Annotated in this window: 14 protein-coding genes and 2 pseudogenes; 6 read left to right on the forward strand and 10 right to left on the reverse strand. The window is 35.2% G+C overall.

The features are described from left to right. Positions 1-2,282 precede the first annotated feature (2,282 nt). From IPH52_26850 to IPH52_26895, 10 genes and pseudogenes are all read right to left on the reverse strand, one after another. On the reverse strand, positions 2,283-3,233 hold the full coding sequence (locus IPH52_26850; protein MBK7058603.1) for a tetratricopeptide repeat protein: 951 nt from the start codon (positions 3,231-3,233) through the stop codon (positions 2,283-2,285). After that, a pseudogene (locus IPH52_26855) lies at positions 3,219-3,359 on the reverse strand (tetratricopeptide repeat protein). Before IPH52_26855 ends, IPH52_26850 begins: the two are co-directional and overlap by 15 nt. 1,727 nt (positions 3,360-5,086) lie before the next feature. Next, positions 5,087-6,040 carry a restriction endonuclease gene (locus IPH52_26860; protein MBK7058604.1) on the reverse strand — a complete coding sequence of 318 codons (954 nt, stop codon included), beginning with the start codon at positions 6,038-6,040 and terminating at the stop codon, positions 5,087-5,089. Continuing rightward, a pseudogene (locus IPH52_26865) lies at positions 6,037-7,486 on the reverse strand (site-specific DNA-methyltransferase). Before IPH52_26865 ends, IPH52_26860 begins: the two are co-directional and overlap by 4 nt. A gap of 237 nt (positions 7,487-7,723) precedes the next feature. Further along, positions 7,724-8,014, reverse strand: coding sequence for a hypothetical protein (locus IPH52_26870; GenBank protein ID MBK7058605.1), 291 nt, complete (start codon positions 8,012-8,014; stop codon positions 7,724-7,726). Continuing rightward, a complete protein-coding gene (locus IPH52_26875; protein MBK7058606.1) occupies positions 8,014-8,418 on the reverse strand; it encodes a hypothetical protein in 405 nt (134 codons plus the stop codon). The genes IPH52_26870 and IPH52_26875 overlap by 1 nt, the downstream gene beginning before the upstream one ends. A 405-nt stretch (positions 8,419-8,823) precedes the next feature. After that, positions 8,824-9,390 carry a TerB family tellurite resistance protein gene (locus tag IPH52_26880; protein ID MBK7058607.1) on the reverse strand — a complete coding sequence of 189 codons (567 nt, stop codon included), beginning with the start codon at positions 9,388-9,390 and terminating at the stop codon, positions 8,824-8,826. Between the two features lie 18 nt (positions 9,391-9,408). Next, a complete protein-coding gene (locus tag IPH52_26885; protein ID MBK7058608.1) occupies positions 9,409-10,176 on the reverse strand; it encodes a tetratricopeptide repeat protein in 768 nt (255 codons plus the stop codon). Between the two features lie 361 nt (positions 10,177-10,537). After that, a complete protein-coding gene (locus IPH52_26890) occupies positions 10,538-11,137 on the reverse strand; it encodes a hypothetical protein (protein MBK7058609.1) in 600 nt (199 codons plus the stop codon). A gap of 68 nt (positions 11,138-11,205) precedes the next feature. Beyond that, positions 11,206-11,517: a PD-(D/E)XK nuclease family protein gene (locus IPH52_26895; GenBank protein MBK7058610.1), complete on the reverse strand. Its 312-nt coding sequence runs from the start codon at positions 11,515-11,517 to the stop codon at positions 11,206-11,208. A gap of 350 nt (positions 11,518-11,867) precedes the next feature. Between IPH52_26895 and IPH52_26900 the strand changes: the two genes are divergently transcribed. The 6 genes from IPH52_26900 (at position 11,868) to IPH52_26925 (ending at position 20,775) form a co-directional block, all read left to right on the forward strand. Beyond that, positions 11,868-12,959, forward strand: coding sequence for a tyrosine-type recombinase/integrase (locus IPH52_26900; GenBank protein MBK7058611.1), 1,092 nt, complete (start codon positions 11,868-11,870; stop codon positions 12,957-12,959). Positions 12,960-13,711: 752 nt separating this feature from the next. Next, positions 13,712-14,983, forward strand: coding sequence for a hypothetical protein (locus tag IPH52_26905; GenBank protein ID MBK7058612.1), 1,272 nt, complete (start codon positions 13,712-13,714; stop codon positions 14,981-14,983). Between the two features lie 199 nt (positions 14,984-15,182). After that, a complete protein-coding gene (locus tag IPH52_26910) occupies positions 15,183-15,866 on the forward strand; it encodes a hypothetical protein (protein MBK7058613.1) in 684 nt (227 codons plus the stop codon). 331 nt (positions 15,867-16,197) lie between these two features. After that, the gene (locus IPH52_26915; protein MBK7058614.1) at positions 16,198-17,751 is read left to right on the forward strand and encodes a HEAT repeat domain-containing protein; all 1,554 of its coding nucleotides are present in this window, start codon (positions 16,198-16,200) and stop codon (positions 17,749-17,751) included. Between the two features lie 8 nt (positions 17,752-17,759). Next, entirely contained in the window at positions 17,760-18,113 is a 354-nt protein-coding gene (locus tag IPH52_26920; protein MBK7058615.1) for a CZB domain-containing protein, read from the forward strand. 85 nt (positions 18,114-18,198) lie between these two features. Next, on the forward strand, positions 18,199-20,775 hold the full coding sequence (locus IPH52_26925; protein MBK7058616.1) for a SpoIIE family protein phosphatase: 2,577 nt from the start codon (positions 18,199-18,201) through the stop codon (positions 20,773-20,775). Positions 20,776-20,780: the final 5 nt, after the last annotated feature.

Consider the following 20,780-nt stretch of genomic DNA (forward strand, 5'->3'; position numbering starts at 1 on the left):
TAACGTTAAGCGTTGCCGTCGTGCTCCACCTTGACTCCGAGCCAACAGTATACTGTGCATATTGCGTGACACATCGTCCGTGGCGCGTAATATGCGTTATCCTTCTTAAGCAAAAAGTCCGAACAACAATATTGCCAGGCTCGGAGCAAGAGAGTGAACCAGCATCGAACCCACGTTCACTCTCGCAGTGGCAATGCTCAGTTATGCGGGATGACTCGAACTTCACGAATAAAGTCAGACAAATAGTAGACTTAATTCTTCAACCGTTCGAATGCAACACACCCATTTATTCCGTGCGATTCCTATGAATGCAAATAGGACAAATAATATCAACTAAAAATAATTGATGCAATTACGATTCTTAAAATATTTTCCAACAAAAGTTTTGGATAACAAAGAAACAAGAAAGCCAAATTATGAACACGATAAATTATTTACTTAGAACGGGATAACCCTTATTTACCCCGAAAATAAGTCTGGCAAAGTGAATATTTTATTTTAAGAAACAATAGACAGTTTTCTTACTTCGATTTTTACACCTAAGCACAAAGAAGCCCAAACCTTTTTTAGAAGAACCAAGTCTCAGGGTTTATCTATTTTTGTTTCCAATACCGAAAGAAAAACCTTCCAACTTAACTTCTTAACTATCGAATGAATCTAATTCTATTTAAGAAAACAAATCAGCCTTAATTTAAAAAAAAAGTCAAAACACACTTGCTGACCCGTGATACTTAAAACAATTTAAAATATGCTCTCGTTCGCCCGTTCATCATTTATTTTTAAACCAACCTCAAAATTCCTTGCCTTTCAATCTGTTTTGATTGAACAAATGAAATATAGCCGAGTCATTTCGCATAACGTTAAGCGTTGCCGTCGTGCTTCCTAGCATGACTCCGAGCCAAAAGTATACTGTGCATATTGCGTGACACTTCAGTTCGTGGCGCGTAATATGCGTTATCCTTCTTAAAACAAAAAAGTCCGACAACAACAATATCGCCAGGCTCGGAGCAAGAGAGTGAACAGCATCCGAACCTAGTTCACTCTCGCAGTGGCAATGCTCAGTTATGCGGGATGACTCGAACTTCACGAATAAAGTCAGACAAATAGTAGACTTAATTCTTCAACCGTTCGAATGCAACACACCCTTTTATCCCGTGCGATTCCTATGAATGCAAATAGGACAAATAATATCAACTAAAAATAATTTATGCAATTACGATTCTTAAAATATTTTCCAACAAAAATTTTGGACAACAAAGAAACAAGAAAGCCAAATTATGAACACGATAAATTAATTACTTAGAACGGGATAACCCTTATTTACCCCGATAATAAGTCTGGCAAAGTGAATATTTTATTTTAAGAAACAATAGACAGTTTTCTTACTTCGATTTTTAAACCTAATCACAAAGAAGTCAAAACCTTTTTTAGAAGAACCAAGTCTCAGGGTTTATCTATTTTTGTTTGAATACTAAAAGCAAAAACTAACTCAGCTTAACTTCTTTACTATCGAATGAATCTAATTCTATTTAAGAAAACAAGTCAGCCTTAATTTAAAACGAAAAAGTCAAAACACACTTGCTGACCAGTGATACTTAAAACAATTCTAAATCTGCTCTCGTTCGCCCGTTCATCATTTAATTTTAAACCAGCCTCAAAATTCCTTACCTTTCAATCTGTTTTGATTGAACAAATGAAATATAGCCGAGTCATTTCGCATAACGTTAAGCGTATCTGACGTTGAAATAAAACGGAAAAATGCGGTAGCACTTTTTTCGTTTTATTTCAATGTCTCCGAGCCAACAACTACTAGCAAGTCCTGTGACTGAACGGATGGCACATAAACTTGCTTATCCTCTCTTGCAAGTTTTGTGACAGTAGTGAAGGCACTGGACTTGCATGAGTTCAACAAATATACTACAAAGTGTGGCTAATACAACTAAGCCGGCTCGGAGCGAGAAGCCTCACAGCTTCCGAACATTGTGAGGCTTTGAAGCAGATCACGCGAAGTTAGACGGTGTTTTAGGTTCGCGTAATACTAATAAGCCTCAACTGACGCTTTACTAAAACCAGTCCCGACACGATGTCGGGTGTAATACTTACTCCGTTTTCCAATACGATTCCTTTTATATGTTGGGTTTGCGAAGTTGCTTGTCAATTCTATTCTGTAGCAATTTCCGCAAATCCAATGTTAGGCGCGTAATAAAATATTATTTATTATCCCTTCTAATAATTTTTATAAACTTCACCATCATAAATAATTCGATACTTTACGGTTTCATTTAAAATGTATTTGTATTTGAATTGTTTATATTCAAATTTCTTTTGCAGTAATTGATTACACCTTCCCAACCACCACCGTAAGGAGGATTTTTGCATCTGCCAGTAGTAGTATAATAAGCCGGGGAAATTTTTACTAAGTTAATTATTTTTTTATCACGGTTTTCTGTATTCTTGAATTTTTCAGCTTTATTCGGGGAAATCGAAAACAAAGACTTTGAATTAATAGTATCAGAATTTTCTATAGGGTCTTTCACTTCTAAAATTGCTAATATTCCATTAGGTCCGTTTGTTTCTAAATAAGTGAAATGTGAACGAATAGGAAATGCTTTTCTCTGAAAATCATATTCTCCGATGTGAAAATCGGATGTAATTGCGTATTTATACTTGCGATAGTCCTGAAAATTTTTCTTGTCCTCTTGGTATTTGAATTCATTCTCGGAATAATCCTTATAATTTGCAATATCTGGATTTTCTTTGAAATTAAACCAAGATAGGTCAAAATATTTTTTGCGACTGCTATCTCTTAAATCTATAATTTCATCTACTTTTATTTTAGCAGCTTTTGCAATGCTGTCTATATCTTGCGTTGAATTTACCCAGTTTATTTTTTCATCAAATTCTTCTTGTTTAATACTTCCATTTTTCAAAGCAATTTCAAAATCTTCTTTAGCCCCTTTAAAGTCTCCTGAGAGAACTTTTGAATTGCCTCTATTTTCAAATGCATTTTCATCTTTAGGATTCAAAGAGATACATTGTGAATAGTCCTCAGTAGCCTCTTTGTATTTTTTTAAGTTATATTTAGCATTACCTCGACTATTATATGTGTCTGCATTGTTTGGATTCAGTTTGATAGCTTTTGAATAATCTTCAATAGCACCTTTGTGGTCTTCTAAATCTCCTTCTACATCACCTCTCAGAACATAAAAGTCACTGTCTTCCGAATTTATCATTATCGCCTTATTCAAATCATCTATCGCTTCCTTACGATTTTCTAAGCTTCTCTTGGCTAAAGCACGATTATAGTAAGCATTTGCATTTTTAGGATTTATGGATATTGCCTTTGTAATATCTTCTATTGCTCCTTTGAAGTCTTGATTATCAGATTTTAAATTTCCTCTTTCGTGATAAAAGTCAGCATTATTTTTTTCATTTTCAATTTTTTAGTTAAATCTTCAACTTTTTTAATCTATCATCCTTCCCGATCGCTTTGGAATCTTTTGCTGCGGTGTTCTCGTATTTCTTCCGTCCCACAAAACGACAGAAATAAAATCATTACTATAAAAACCAATTTATCGCCCTCTTAATTCCCATCTTACTTATTTACCGTCCTCTTTAAAGTTTGACGGAAAGTCTTTCCGAGACACGATGTCGAGGAAACCTATTACTAAATATTCTAGCGTCAGTTCCTTTTCAGAGCGTGGTCGAACCTAAAATGCCGTCTAACGTTAAGAGTATCCGACGTGACTTTGAAACTCGAAAGTGCGATAGCACCTTTTGAGTTTCAAAGTCATGTCTCCAAGCCGAACTATTACTAGCAAGTCCCGTGACTGAGTGTAGGGCGCAAAACTTGCATTATTCTCTTGCAAGTTTTGTGACCGGAACGAAGGCACTGGACTTGCGTAAGTTCAACAAAAATACTACAAAGTTTGACTAACACGACTTTGCCGGCTTGGAGCAAGGTGACGGACAGCTTCCGATATAGTCCGTTACCGCAGTGGATACTCGCAGTTATGCGCTTTGCCTCGTACGACTCCGATAAAATCTGACAAGAACTAAACTCGTAACTCGATAAAATCTAGCAAGTAATTTCCGTCCACGCGTTTACTATATGTTTACCTATGATAAAAAACTTCAACTAAAAAAACTTTAAGTTAATGCGATTCTTGAAAATTTCTTTCTACAAATAAATAGGAAGGCTTAGAATCAAAAAAATGTTTCATAATTCTATGCGGGCAAACTTATAAATAGAAAGTCAATTGAAGAATTCTATTCAGTCATACTTAAACCCAAAGTGCAACTTGTTTGATTCTAATAGTAATTCTTAAAATATCAATAAAGTTTCGGATAATTCTTATTATCCAGCTTATATTTAATATTTTTATTCTTATATTTTTATTTAATTTTTAAACTTAAAGATACAAAGCAGTTCTTAAAATACCAAAAGAGTCTCGGATAATTCTTATTATCCAGCTTAAGTTTAAAAGCTAATCCTTTTCAATATTGCAAAATCTATTTCCGTCATCTTAAAAGTAATTACTACGTCTTTCAAATTTCTAATCTGTATTTCTCATAATAAAAGTCCAAAATCAGAACTCCTTTCAATTTTATTTAGAACAATCGTAAATCCTGCGTTTCACATTATTTTTCGAATCCAGCCATAAAAAACAATCTTTTTCCATTCTTCTACAATCTGTTGGATTAACTAAATGAAATATAGCGAGGCATTGCGCATAACGTTAAGAGTATCCGACGTGACTTTGAAACTCGAAAGTGCGGTAGCACCTTTTGAGTTTCAAAGTCATGTCTCCAAGCCGACCAACTACTAGCAAGTCCCGTGACTGAGTGTAGGGCGCAAAACTTGCATTATTCTCTTGCAAGTTTTGTGACCGGAACGATGGCACTGGACTTGCGTAAGTTCAACAAAAATACTACAAAGTGTGACTAACACGACTATGCCGGCTTGGAGCAAGGGACGGGCATCATCCGAGCTTAGTGAGTCGCCGCAGTGGATACTCGCAGTTAGGCGAAGAAACCGTGCCATTAATAGAATATGCCCTTTCTTTTCTTCATCCGTTCAGATATTTCAAATACCTATTAACCACTCCACTAAAGATACTATATGATCCGGATTCGTAAGATTAGCTGCATTGCTTATGTATTTCGTTTTTAAATTAGCATATATTTCTGATGCCATCTTGTTTTCTATGGCTGCTCCAATATAAAAAATATGCGGCTTACAATTATTTTTCTTAAATGCACTACTGATTCGATCAATTGCTGTCTTAGCCGTTTTCCAATGTTCATCAGCTCCAGCAGGATCTATTCCACCTTTCAATTCACCTAACGCTAAATAGTTTTCAGGAATGCTAATTGCTTCTTTAAGAGTTTGCTCAAAGGGTGTTTTAAGAAGTATTATATCAATGTTATTTTTCACTATTGGAACGGTAACATTAAAATACAGAGTTCTTATTCCTTTTGTTGTCTTCCAAGATAATCCTTTTGCATTTTCAATTTCAACATCGTCTGTTATATCTTTTGAAGAAATCCATTTTTTAGCACTATCATTCAATACATGGAAGTTTATGCCGGTTAATCGCAATGAAGATACAATGGAAAGGCATAATTTTTTTTGTGCTAAAGCTCCAACAACATTTCGCATTGAGCCACCGAGAGAATCACCTTTGGTAAGCAAAAAGCGAAAAATTAATTCTTCTTTGAACTTATCGCCAGCCGGTATTAAGAAATTTTTAATGAACTCCTGAATAGCGGTTTTGCATCCTTCTTCGCCAAGATGAACAGCGGCTTTATCCGATATGCCTGAAGCTGCGATTAAACCATTTTTTATTTCAGATAAAGAAATTAACTGTTCTGGTTTCAACAAAGTTTTAATGCGATTTTGTAAAACTCTTGCTTCTTCAATATATGGAGTTGCTCTTCTATTTTTTTCTAATGCTATTGAAATAAAACCCGCACGAGTTTCATTATACGAAGTAATTAAGTCTTCATACTTTGCGATGTGACTAGAGTAATTTATCATTCCTTTCTCCAAATATAAACACACTTTCTCAATGATTCTCCGTGTTCGCCCATTTGTTGACTGCTATTTCCTTTTCCAATTGGAAGTATTGAAATTTCATCCACAGTGAATCCAATTTGATTGGCAATATCTGATAAAATTAAATCTACTGAGATACTTGCTCCAGCGTATCGAACATTATCATTGACCATTATAACCCGACCACCTGTTTTAAGGACTCTATAGAGCTCGTACACTACACAAGACATTTCATAAAAGTAACCTTTTATCATTCTTGGTAGACCATTATTATTCAGTGTCTTAGATGTTTTTTTAAATTCTAGAAAATTAATTATTTCTTGTAGTAAATCGTGATTTTGCGCTATGTTCAAAGGGATTATCCAATTTGGATTGATGCCAAGTAAATCCTTTTCTCTATTTTCGACCGTACAGCTTAGCATTTCTTGCCTTAATGCTAAAAGTTTTTTTTCATCTATGCCAAGCATGGCTAATTCAAGAGCATAGGTTCTTGTATAGTCATAGCGATTACAATAAGGAGGTGATGTCATCACAAAATCAATAGTATCCCCCTTTAATATTTGGCAGTTCAAACAACCAAGAGCCACCAATAATTTGAATAGCTCCTTTCTGTTCAATAGATTTTTTAAAATCAAAGAGACTATTCATTGTTAGTCCCTTCGAATCTGAAATTATTTCTTCAAGTTTTTCTGAAATGGCATGATTAAATTGTTTGATTTCACCTTTATTGAAGGGGCGTGCACCTATGCAACGACCTGATCGTTGATCCCATCGCAGGTATTGACCATCTTTCCGTGTAAAACTAATATTTTCAAGGATACAAATTAAGGCAAATAGTAAGACTTGTTGAACTTTGGTATTTTCATTTTTCATACAAGCAAGATATTTTTTAATCAAGCTATCATTCTCATCTGAGTAAGCCCCGTTGGTAATTTTCAAAACATTATATTCAATATAATTTTCTTGGTTTATCCATGGTTTTTTCTCTTTCCAAAAAAATAATCTGCTAAAATCAGTTTCAGAATAGTCATTCAATAATAAATTTCTAGATTTTATGAGTTCTTGTCCAATATGTAGTAATTCGATACCGACTGAATTGATTCCCAAATCACTAGCAGCAAATAAAGCAGCACCGCTACCAGCAAATGGGTCTAACACAGTATTTGCCTCTTTCATGTTATACTTATTCAAATAATGTATAACTAAATCAGCAGAAAATCTCTTCTTTATATTTATACCATCTATAAAAGGAATTTTTTTATTAGCTTGAAAACTTACAATTTGACGATTCAAAGAATTATCTACATGCATTATACCGTGAAATCTATTTTCAAGTTTCTGGTCTAAATCTGCTATACGCTCGATAAAAGGTTTATCTTTCTCTAAAGTATTGAAATCTGCGATTACCGTTTCTGAAACTAATTCCATTAATCCCTCCTAAGTTAAAATACATGTATGGCTTTAAGAAACAAACATATAAAATAAAATCCCAATAGCCATGCACAATAATAAATAATATAGGTATCCATTTTTCAATATTAGTTAAAGGATGATACTTTTTTTTTTTTTTTTACCTTCTTCAAGTCTCTTCCATTCTTCCCCTATAAGGCGCAAATGGTAAAACTCTTCTATCATATTTAGAACGACAAATTTTCCACGATTTAACTAAGGATACGAGATTACTAGCTTTAACCAAAAAATACCAGATAAAATTCCAGCAAGAGGAAGTAGTAAATGCAAAGGTCTTAATTCAGTGGAGACATCTTTTTGAAATAAAAAGCCAATAACTGCCAAAATACTCGTATTAAGTGTCAAAAAAAAAGAATTTGCCTTTTGTCTATTCTCTGCGACCTTTTCTATGGAATCGTGATATATTTTATAAAGTTCAAGTATATCATTTGTTTGAAATGAGTTTTTTAATTGCGAAATATTCCTCTCTGTCTTTTTCCTTGCCATTACCTAGAACCATTAATAAGTGTTTTTAAATTATCCCATGTCCAGTTATAAACTTTGTCATTATTTTTTGCTTTATTCGGTTTTGTGCAATTTTTATTTGAATAACCAGCTAATAGAAAATATGGAATGCTTTCTTCCTGTGCAATCGATAACTCTACAGAGACTCCGCTTGCAGTATGCGTGTATTCACCACAAAGGACTATTACGAGATCACAACCTTTAATCCGGGTTCTTGCTTTTGCTTGCCAATTAGATGAAATTGCTTCTTTAATTGAAAAGTCTGCAATACTAAATGGAGTATCCGGATTTTTTGCTTGTCCGACTAACATTTCCTTAATACCTAAATCGTGATCGTAATCAAAACTAATAAAAACTCTTTTCATTTTCTTTCTCCTCAATTTCATTAACTTGCAAATATATAGCCAGTGTATTTATTTCTAAATTCAGAAAACATCTTCAAACAATTTATTATATAAAAAAAATTTGGCACGGTTTTTCGCCTAACGTTAAGAGTATCCGACGTGACTTTAAAATTCGAAAGTGCGGTAGCACCTTTTGAATTTTAAAGTCATGTCTCCGAGCCACCGTATAACTAGCAAGTCCTGTGACTGAACGGATGGCACGCAAACTTGCTCTTTTTTGCAAGTTTCGTGACAGTAGTGAAGGCACTGGACTTGCGTTAGCTTTCCAAATAAACTAAAAAATTTCACTTAAACAACCAGCCGGCTCGGAGCAAGAGAGTGAACAGCTTCCGAACATAGTTCACTCTCTTAGCGGATACTCGCAGTTAGGCGGTGTTATTTGACCTTTTACACAAAAGTTTCCTTTTCTATTTTCTTTTTTTCAATTCTATTCAAATCAAGTTTTTCTGAAAGAAGATCGAGAAATTCTCGCTCTTTCTGGTTAACTTCTTTATCAGAATATGCAAGAATACAAGCATAGATATACATAGTTGATTCTAACTCATATTTTTTTGCAATGTTAATTATTTCTGGTAAGCCATATGGCTTTTCAAAGACTTTCATCAACTGATTAATTAAATCCCTTTTTTTTACACCTACCGATTCTAATAATTCTTGTGTAAAAAATGCATCTTCATCTTCAGAATCCAAAAACAAATCTTCAATGATCTCATAAGTTTGAGCTTCTTCTTCATCGGAGATTGTTCCATCTATACCAGACAACAATGCCATGATACTAACAAAATGCTTTTGCAATTCTACGGCTTCATTGAAATCATCGCTCTCAATATTTCCATCGCCATCATCGTCAAATACGTCAGCGATAAAGTTTGCTCCCGTTTGTAACGCTTTTGCTGCACCTTTTCTTAAATCCTTATCTGCTAAAACTGTCATTAATACTCCAAAAAATGCCATAACTTTTTCTCCTAGAATTTACATTCCACTATCAAATTGAATTTTAAAACTTGAAATCTTATTCGTTTGGACTTGAACCATTCCAGTAAAATTTGTTATACGATTATTTGGAAAATTATTAACCGGAATAGGTCCATTCCCAAGTAAATTATCATCTGCATCATACACACTAACTGTTAAGATAGCCACAGACATATCAGAGCCAGATGAATTTTTTAGTTCGCCATATACCTCAGTAAACATACCCATTTGGTTTCTAAATCCGACCTTTCGATATGCTAATCCTTTTCCTAAATCAATCCATGCATTTGCTTTTTCTTTTTGTGCTTTTAAAATTCTAGCTTTAGCAATTATTTCATACTTCGATTTAGGAAAATTTTCAATTATCTTTCCATATTCTGCGATAGCACTATCAAATTGATTTTTTTCATACATTCCATCGCCAGAATTAATCAAAACAGTTACTGAATCGTCAATTTTTATAGTTTCAATATTTTTTATTTCTTCATTAGCTTTTTTTGCAAAAGGTGTTTCAGGTGCTTTAGATAAAACCTTATTTAGTAAACTAATTGCTTCATCATAATGTTTTGAAGTTTTTTCACTTTCCGCTCTGGCAAGCAAAGAACTAGGTGTTTCTTGGAATTCTTTGATTTCATTTTTCAGTTTCTCATTCTCTATTTTTACCGATTCATAATCTCTTTTAAGTTTATCATATTCCCCTTTGGAAATACCACAATTTTGAAATGATATGACGACAAGTGCCATAATTGTAATTATTTTATTCATTTTCCCTCTTCTCGTTAGTTTTAAGTTATTCGGGGTATTATGAATTTGTCAAATAATACCGCCTAACGTTTAGAGTATCCGACGTTGAGAAAATGGGAAGAAAATGCCCCAAGCATTTTTCTTTCCATTTTCTCAATGTCTCCGAGCCAACAACTACTAGCAAGTCCTGTGACTGAACGGATGGCACGCAAACTTGCTCTTTTCTGCAAGTTTCGTGACAGTAGTGAAGGCACTGGACTTGCATGAGTCTGACAAAAATACTAAAAGTTTTCACTTTCACAACTAAGCCGGATCGGAGCAAGAAGCCACATCTTCTCGTGGCTTCGCAGTGGATACTCTTTGTTAGATGCCGTTTCCTCTTCTAAATGTTACAGTTTATAAAAAGTATTTGATACAATTCTTTCACATCAGTTGTTTTAGTTAGGATATCATTTATTATTTTTTTAAATTTTTCAAGAAAACTACCATTTACAATACTTGAAATAAATTCAGAATCAATTCTTTCTTTTGTAATCCAAACTCCGAACGGCCAACGGGTGTTAGGATCATTACTACTATCAATAAGCTCAGTAAAAATATCTTGCAAATCAGTTGATGAATTATTATTTTTATTGAGTATTCCATAAAATATTTTTGATAATTGAGAATCAAATGAAATACCTATGAAAAATTGATTTTTCCAATTTTTCGGTTTTAATAAAATTTGTGAATACTTTTCTCCAAATTTATTGTGATATTCAACATTTTCTATTCCTTCAAATGATGTATATGTATCTTTAACCTGTTGTTTGAATACTGATAATTTTTCAAATAAAAGATTATCTTCAAATTCTGATATATAATTTGTTAATTCTATCGAAATATTTTTTATTTCTTTTAATCTATCTATTTTATTTTGAAAATTATTCAATTCATTAATCTTAAAATTTTCTTCAATTAAATTTATTATTTCTTCCTTCATAGCACTCTCTCCTTGTCTTTCAAAGAATAACCCTTTCAAATAATCTTGATATTGAATTAGTGAACTTTCTAATAATACTGTTTATCACTTTTAATACTTGGTAGTATTTTTTCTCTCAAGGAATTCAACCAACCTAAAATATCTTTTTGAAAATTAACTTCTTTAAACCTATTCTTTAAGAGATTTCTATTGTCGTTTGATAAACTATAATTAGAAGGATAACCTCCATATCTAGTTAGATATAATACATATATCTGATCAATTTTATATCTATAATTAATCTCATTCTGAATATATCTATCTATTTGCTTTTCTTGGTCAACAGCTCCGTATATTTTATTTTCAATGATAATCGTAGCTTTTTTAATCAATTCTTGCATCAATCCTATTCTCTTCCGCTGTAATATTTGGTGATTCAATATCTGTATCTTCGAATGGAATTTTAATATATTTTAAGAACTCACTTAAAAGAATATATTTATTATTTTTTGATATTGAAATAGTTTTGTTAAAATTCGGCTATGAGCATTTTCATTGCATATGGGCTAACTAATCTTGTCCATATTGCGTTTATATAGTCAATAGCAAAAAGGCGCGAAAGCAGAAATAGTGTAAGAGGTAAGCGTATAAAAAGTGCGGGTATGCTGAGAGGAGGCGACACTTGGGTTAGGTTAGTTTTGAGACAAAAAATACTTTACATAAATTAAGTATATGCAATAAAATGACGGATATGGTGAGCTTGATAGAGTTATTGCGAAGTAAATATCCGAAGTGGTTTCCGGTGTATTTGAGGAATACGGAATTAACGAAATTCTTAAATGAGAATCGGGAAGAAATAGAATGGGAGAATTTTCGGGAGTTAAGGGATTTCTATGCAAAACATGCGCAGACAAGAAAATTTATATTTAGCCAATGGGAAGTAGAAAACAAGCAGCTTTTAGATCATAAGGAGCAGTTGAAGAAGGCAAATAGAGAGTTTCCGCAGGAGAGAGAATTTAGGGATTTACTGGCTATTCGGCAGTATTCGCGAAAAACGATTAAGGCATATACGATGGCGATTCGAAGTGTGAATGAGTATATGAAAGCAACGGAGAAGATATTGATTTCACAGGCGAGTAAGGAGCAGTTACATAAATACTTTATGCATTTGACAGAGGAGAGAAAGGTTTCTGTTTCGACGGTTAGGATTGCGCGGTTTGCGATTGAATACTATCGAAGTGAAGTTGTTTGCGAGCCGGTTACACTTGATTTTGCGTATGGGCTGAGAAAGAAAGAGCATTTGCCGACTATTTTTTCCAAATGGGAAATTGCTAAAATTCTAAATGCTACCAATAATTTAAAGCATAAGTTGGTCTTGTCTCTTTTGTATTCGGCGGGGTTGCGGCTAAATGAAGTAATCCACTTAAAGGTAAAGGATATTGATTTACAGAGAAAGACAATATTTGTTCGAGAAGGAAAGGGCGGCAAAGATAGAATATCCGTTCTTTCGGAAAAGTTGATTTCGGATCTTTCTGTATTTATGGACAATCGATTGGACAAAGATATTTTGTTTCCGTCCAATCAAAAATCGGATTCAGGGAAAGAAAAGCCATTATCCGCTCGCACCGTTCAGAAGATACTTTCCAATGCGCTCGTAAAGTCTGGCATTCGTAAGCACGGCACTCCGCATGATCTGAGGCATTCCTTTGCTACACATCTTTTGGAAACTGGAACGGATATACATTTCATTCAGAAGCTTTTAGGGCATCAAAATCTTTCTACTACTACAATCTATACAAGACTCGCCAATCCCAAAATCGCAGGAGTCAAGAGTCCTTTGTGATAAACAAATCAAACTGACTTGCTTCTTAGTTTCTTTGCCAGATAGATTTCTCACACTCGGCGTTATTTCCTACGAAAAGACCAATAGCAGACGCGAGGTTCGAAATGACCGAGGTAATAACTCCTAACATATCGGTGTCCAGTCCTCCCTTCACTCCAAGTATTCGTGACCAGCGCCTTCGCATGTCCATCGGTGGTAATCTTTTGAAAGCTCCTCCTACTTATAAAAGTCCCAGTCTCGGATAAGCTTCCTTTTACTATCCTTTGTATCAAAGATACTATTAAAGATACTGTCATGGATACTATCAAAGATACTAAAAACGATTTTTAAGTATCTTTAATAGTATCCTAGAGATTATTGCAGACAGTATAATTCATGTATCCGCAACTTAAAGTTATGCACATTCAATACAGACAAGTGGACAAAAAAAACAAACCACAAGGAACACAAAGAGAAAAGCACACAAGGATCACTAAGAAAACACTAACCTTTGTGAACTTTCTGAAAACCCTTGTGCCCTTTGTGGTTAGTCTTCGTTTTGTTATCGTTCCATTATCGGTGGGAATCCGTTTCCAATAATTTTGCACTAGCACCTGACTCACCCACTTTCTCTCTATGACTCTGTGGTAAATTTCATTTAGGAAGAGTGAGGAGATTTTTTTTTATAAAAAAACAAAATAGAAATTGTAAAAAAAACATATGCCTTCCTAAAATCGTAAAAATCCCAATCAAAACGAAAATAAGAGGAACACATGAAACTAAAATCGATCAAATTACTTATCATTGCATTGAGTTTATGCACTGCTTCGCTTTCTGCACAAGTGACAGTTCAGCAACTCTTTCAAAAACCAGGAGTCATCGGAGACTCACTCAGCCAAGGCTTCTACGGAGTAACTGTTGAGAAAAAAACACAGGACTGGGCTTACCCTGTTCTTGTTTCAAAACAAGCAGGATCAAGCGTTAGTTACAATACGCTAAAAGGTCCTTACGCAAACTTGGAAGACATTTTAAAATTAAATTGTGGTCCTATTTGTCTAGCAAGTGGAATCATTGGTGGAAACGAAAGCACTGTTGCCCTTCCTACTCACGCAGGTATCACAGGTGCTGATTATACAAATGCACTTTATACTAGCGGCAAATGCGAAGATATCCGCGCAACCAAACAAGCAAAGCAGTGGTATTGGGAAACTTGGTATTGGTATACTTATCGTTGGGTGACTGTTCCTGATTGTGTTGACTCTGATAAATTTCACCAATACGGACTACGCGATGCTGGAACACAAATTCAAGTAATGGAAAAAGTAAAACCTACTTTCCTATTTGGAACTGTTGCGGCTAATCACGTATTATGCACTGCTCTTGCGACTAACCTTGCTTGTCTTGACCAAGCTAGATTTACAAAAGACATCCGCGAATCTATGAGAAGACTCGCTGCAATGGGAAGCTTAAAAGGCGGAGTTTTATTTACTGTTCCTAACGTTACTGCAATTGGTTACTTAGAAAAATACACCGACCCACAAAATAGACCTGGATTTTCTGGACGCAAAGCATTTTACAGAAGTTCTGTTTCTAGCACAGACCAGGTATTAGACGATACTGAAATTACAACCATCACAAACTTTCTCACCGTCTTAAACAATGAAGTAAAAGCACAAGCTACTGCAATGGGATTTGCTGTCGCAGACGCAAAATTACTATTTGACGACATCAAAGAAAATGGTCGTCCAATCAAAAGCCCAAGTGGATATAGCCCGGGCTCTGCAAAAGCAAACTGGCCTCTTCCTAATCAACCAGGTCTTTTTGGTCTTGATGGAGTTCACCCAAATATGTATGGTCACGCTGTTATGGCAAATGAATTAATCAAAGCCATCAACGCAAAATACGGAGTAGCCATTCCACAAGTTTCTGAATACAATGCATGGTATTATGATGAATTGAACAGAAACCCTGTAGACTTGAAAAACTTCTTAACCAACAACATCATCGGACAAGCAATTTCCTGGATCATAGGAATCTTTGCTTAAGAATAATTAGTGAAGCATAATTATTTGTGAGGATATAAATACTGACAGAAATTTCTGACAGGATTAACAGGATTTACATGATAAAACATATCATCCTGTTAATCTTGTTAATCCTGTCTAAAAAATTACACAATTAAATTTGCTTTAGGACTTACAATCAGTAGCGGGGATAATCCCCGTTTACCAATAGGAGAATATTATGAATAAAAAATTTTTAGTTACTTGCGGTATCGCATTTGCTTTAATCGCATTGGCATTTCTTTTCTTTCCAGCTAAGGATAAGAAAAAGACTGCTCAAACCAATAATAGTTCAGATGTGAATGATACTTCTACTCGCACATCCAGTGGATTCTCTAATTTTTCAGATGCCCCAAATCCGGGTAATGAAGATTCTTCGCTCGAAGCAGAAGCAGAAAAACTCTGGCCTCATCTTGCTAAACAAGATACTTCTGCCAAGAAAAAAGAAAAAGTTAGAGAAGAGTGGAATGCATTCGCTTCCAAGTATCCAAAGAATTTCTACATCCCGGCAGAATTAAAAGCTCCGATGACAGAAGCAGAAGCGGCTGAAAAGAGAAAAGAAATTGATATCGTTTCTAAGATTGATTCCAAGCTTGCTGTATTTGAAATCAATGCTAGAAAATCAGAACCAGGAAGTGCAGTTCCTAAAGCACCGGCTAAGGCTGATATAACTCCAGAAGAACAAAGAATCTACATTGGATTTAAAACCAAAGAGTTAGAATCTAGAATTCAACTGATTGAATATTCAATCGAAAGCTCAGGAATCAACGGGGACCAATTGACCATTGCAAGAAAAGACATCTCTGCATGGAAAAGAGAGTTAACCGAATTACAAGAAGTAGAAAGAAAGATACCTAATAGTTAAACAAAACCTGTAGGGGTTGCGTAAAAACATTCTGCCACAGAGGCACAAAGGCACAGAGAATTAAGAGAGTGCCTTCCACAGTCACCTCGAACAGGCGAATGCGAAGGGCGCGACTAGCACAAGAAGGAAACATCGTGAGAGGTCTATCTTACAAACATAGTTATGGATTAACCTATTACTATTTTTGCCAGATAGATTTCTCACATCGCCTTTTGTATTTTGATAAACCAAATCTCCAAGAGATGTTCGAAATGACTGTGAAATTTTAAAATCATGCCACAAAAAAAATTATGATTCTCATTCAATACTCTATTCACTCAAATGGTATATCATGACAACAAAATATATTTTTCTCGTTCTTTTAGCTTTCATTTCCTATTGCAAAGGTCCGGATAAGCCGGATAGCCTTCCCGTCATCAAAGAGGAGCCTATGAAGACAAAAGAAGAACTCTCACAGAATCTAAAGTCTCCGAATTTCTATGAGAGATCACAGGCGTTAGTCGAAATAGCAAAGACAAAAGACAAAAGCTTTCTTCCTGAAATTCGCATTCTCTTAAAGAAAGACCCAAATCCAGCAGTAAAAGGAAGCGCGGCGTTAGCACTTGGAGATTTTGGGGATACAGTCTCTACTCCCGATATAGTAAATCTATTCAAAGACAAAGACATTTCCACTGATACAGTCCTAGATGCACTGACAAGAATGAAAGACCCTACAGCGGTTAATTCCATTATTCCTTATTTAGATTCAAACGACCACAGCTACAGACTATTAGCCGTAGACGCACTTTCCCAGATTGGCTCTACTTCCGGTGGCGATAAGATTATTTCTATGGCGAGTTCCAATAAAGACTTCGAGAAAGCAAAGACCTATGCCATGGTAATTGGAAAATTAAAACTCACAAAGGGAGAAAGCGTATTATTGCAATTAGCCGATACAGCCGAGCCTTCCCCTACTCTTGCCGCTACCTATCTTGCCTTAGGCAGAATTAAAAGTAAAAAATCAATTCCTGTTTTAGCAAAAGCAATCGGCAAAGACTTTGAGAAAGGAAGAGAAAATTCCATTCTCTCCCTAAAAGAAATCGGTGATCCTTCTGCGAACCCGTATTTAATTGATTATATTAAGAATAAAAATAAAGATATCCAATTTGCAGCAGCAGATGCAATGTCTGCTTTATACGATTCAAAAACAGCAGAATCAGTCGCAAAGTTTTTAGAAACAAGCGACAAATCTCTATTTGCTCCTTCTGCCTATATACTCGGAAGATACAAACACGAACCTTCCCGTAAAAAACTAGAAGCATTAGCAATCGACAAATCGAATCCAGATAGAGAAATTTTAGCCGAGTCTCTTGGCTGGCTTCAAAACAAAGAAAGCATTCCTGCATTAATAGAAATTCTAAAGGAGAAAAGCGGCGAAGGACGATATGGTGCAGCCTGGTCACTTGGAATGTTAAATGCAGAAGAAGCAGTTGATCTATTACAAGAAGCGGCTAATAGCAGTGACAATAAACTTTCTCGCATTGCAATTGAAAGTCTAGGACAAATTCATTCTCCTAAGAGTTTAGGATTTCTAGCTGCTAAGGTAGAATCGAATAAAGAGCTATCCTCTGTATTGCTAAGCTCGATTGCATCTATTCCTACAGAAGAAGCAGCTAAGACCTTAGACAAATTCGCATTATCCACTGAAAGCATTATTCAAAAAGCAGCCCTGCAAGCAATCCTACAAAGAAAGGATAAGGCAAATATTCCTACACTTATAAAAGTAATCGAAACCAACCAGAATTCAGAGACGATAAGTTCTGCCAGTCTCGCATTAAAAGCAATTACAGGGGAAAATTTCTCTAGCAAAAATGAGTGGCTAAATTGGTATACCAAAAAGAGGTAAAGGGATTCATGGACTTTGATAAAGCAATCGCCGCCCATGTCGGATGGAAAGCAAAACTAAGAAGCTATATTACGCATGCAGACAAATCACTCAATCCAAGTGTCATAGAAAAAGACAATCTATGCACACTTGGAAAATGGATTTACAGTGAAGGCTTAAAATACCAAGCCAATGATTTTTATATCGAGCTTGTCCAAGACCATGCAAAATTTCATAAATGCGCGGCGGACATTGTAAGGCATATTGATGCAGGCAATAAAAAAGAAGCAGAAGCTATGATTGGTGCAAATAGCGAATACTCAGAGATTTCGATGGATGTAGTGACAAAGATTCGAAAATTGCGCGGTGAAATAGAAAAATAGGCAAGAAAGAGAATATTCCTTTTTCTCATTGACTTGTATTCCTTAAATCCTCAAGATAAAAGAATTCAAGAACTTCTTGGACTTTATGATGAAATACTTATTACTATTCTTATTTTTTCTAACCAATCTCGTCGCAGATAACTTACATATTGACCTCACGGAAAATTGTGATTTGCCCCCGTGCAAGCCTAGAAGCTGGTATATGATTGATTCTTTTGATCCTTCCTATTTACAATTGACAGAGCCAGACAAGACTTGGAAAGAAGTAACTCAATTTCCTATTTGGATGAATAAGCATTTTCCAAAAGAAGGTAGCCTTTCTACTTATACCTTAGTTACTTACTTTGATATTCCAGATGAAATTTTAAATCACCCCGAACAAGCAGGAATTCGTTTTGGGGAAATAGGCGAAGTATTTGAAATTTATTTAAACGGACATCTAATCGCCAAAGAAGGCGAAGTATCGGAAAACAAAGTATCATTTCATAGAACCGTGCGCGGCAAAGTATGGCAAGTCCCAAAGAGTTATATGCAGGCTAAGAACAATTATCTGCTTGTGAAGTTATCGGGAAATCCCAAGTTTGATCACACCGGTTTTTATCTTACCAAGCATTATGACTTTGGGTTAGCTGATGCACTAAAATACGATGAGCAAGATAGAATCTCTCTTATGCTCGTAGGTATATACGCAGTAGTCGGGCTTTATCATTTGTTTTTATTTTTTAGAAGAAGAGAAGAGAAATATAATTTTTATTACGGTGCATTTGCTTTTATTGTAAGCTTATATATTTACACACGAAGCTCTGTTATCTTTGAAAACAATTGGGATACAGCGATTATCCAGAAATTTGAATTTGCAATTCTTTATCCGGGAGTCACATTTTTAATTGAATCTTTAAGTGCTCTCTTTAATAACAAACCAAATAGATGGTCTAAGTATTACGCCTACTTCTCCTATACCATTTGTGTTCTGACTTTACTCAGCCCTGAAATGTATATGGCGGAACATATTCTACGTCTCTGGCAAATATCAGTCTTAACTTGCGTGCTCCCACTTATACTCTATACTTTTTATCAGGCGATTTCCAAAAAAGCAAGCAACGCAAAAATACTATTAACCGGATTTATTTTTTTCATGGCGGCATCTATTTACGATATACTTGAATCTCTCTTTTTTAATACAGGGATTGCATTTGTAAAATATACTTTTATGATGTATATCTTAGGCTTTGCGGGAGTGCTAGCCAATCACTTCCTTTCGATTCACAATGAAATTGAAGAATTAAATGAAAATCTAGAAAAAAAAGTAGAAGATAGAACGAAAGCCTTATCCACTAGCCTCGGTGAAATCCAAAAACTAAAAGACCAACAGGACGGAGATTATTTCTTAACCTCTCTACTTCTACAACCTCTAGGGGCTAATCAAGCGAAGGCGGCAGAAGTAAAAGTAGAATTTCTAATTAAACAAAAGAAGAGATTTAAATTCAAGCAATGGGAATCAGAAATAGGCGGTGATCTCTGTCGCTCTCAAACAATTCATTTCAAAGGCAAGCCGATGACTGTGTTTTTAAATGCAGATGCAATGGGTAAATCCATGCAGGGTGCCGGTGGTGCGTTAGTCGCCGGAGCAGTGTTTAATTCTATCATAGAGAGAACCATGCTTAGCCCCACTGTCCAAAATCAATATCCGGAAAGATGGTTAAAGAACTCATTTGTAGAAATGCATAAAGTATTTGAAAGCTTTGACGGAAGTATGTTGATTTCTGTGGTAATGGGAATTTTAGACAATAGTTCTGGACTTTTGTATTTCATCAACGCAGAGCATCCCTATACTGTCCTATTTCGCGATGGAAAGACTTCCTTCATTGGAAATGATAAGGTGTATCGCAAATTAGGATCGGGTATGGTAGATAATTTTGTTTCCATTCAAACCTTTCAAATGCACGATGGAGACGTAATTATAAATGGCTCAGATGGAAGAGATGACCTTATGATTACGGATAATACCGAGCATACGAAAGCACTCAATTATGATGAAAAGATTTTTCTTTCCATCGTTCTAAATGCTAAAGGAGAGATAAACGAAATCTATAAACAATTACAATTGACGGGAGAGTTTACGGATGATTTGTCTCTACTTAGAATAGAATTTACAAGTCCTCATCTTGCCTTCGAAGCCTACGAAGATCAGGAGATGCCTGATATAGAAATTGCATTTGATAGAATCAACGATGAAACCCGTGATGCATTAGAAGAGCAACTCCATGAATACTACAACGACACAACTCAAAATCTACGAGCCCTCAAGTTTATCATCGTTGGCTTCATTCGTCTAAAACAATTTCATAAAGCAATTGCACTTGCACATGAATACTTAGACTTAATTCCGTCCGACACAACTATGATATACTACTTAGCCTACGCTTATCGTAAAGACAAAAGTTACAACGAAGCAATCGAACAAGGCGAGCGGGTAAGACTACGTAACCCACTCCACTTCAAAAACCTAATCAACCTGGTTCGTAGCTATGCATCCTTTGGCAATCTCATCCGAGCAAAAGAGATATTAAACTCCGCTGCCGGTCTTGAGCCAGATAATATAAAAGTATTACGCCTCAGAATGCAAATTGAAAAAGTTATGGAGAAGAAGAGGAAGGGGTAGTTACA

It is taken from the genome of Leptospiraceae bacterium, assembly GCA_016708435.1.
In the GTDB taxonomy this organism is placed as follows: Bacteria; Spirochaetota; Leptospiria; order Leptospirales; family Leptospiraceae; genus UBA2033.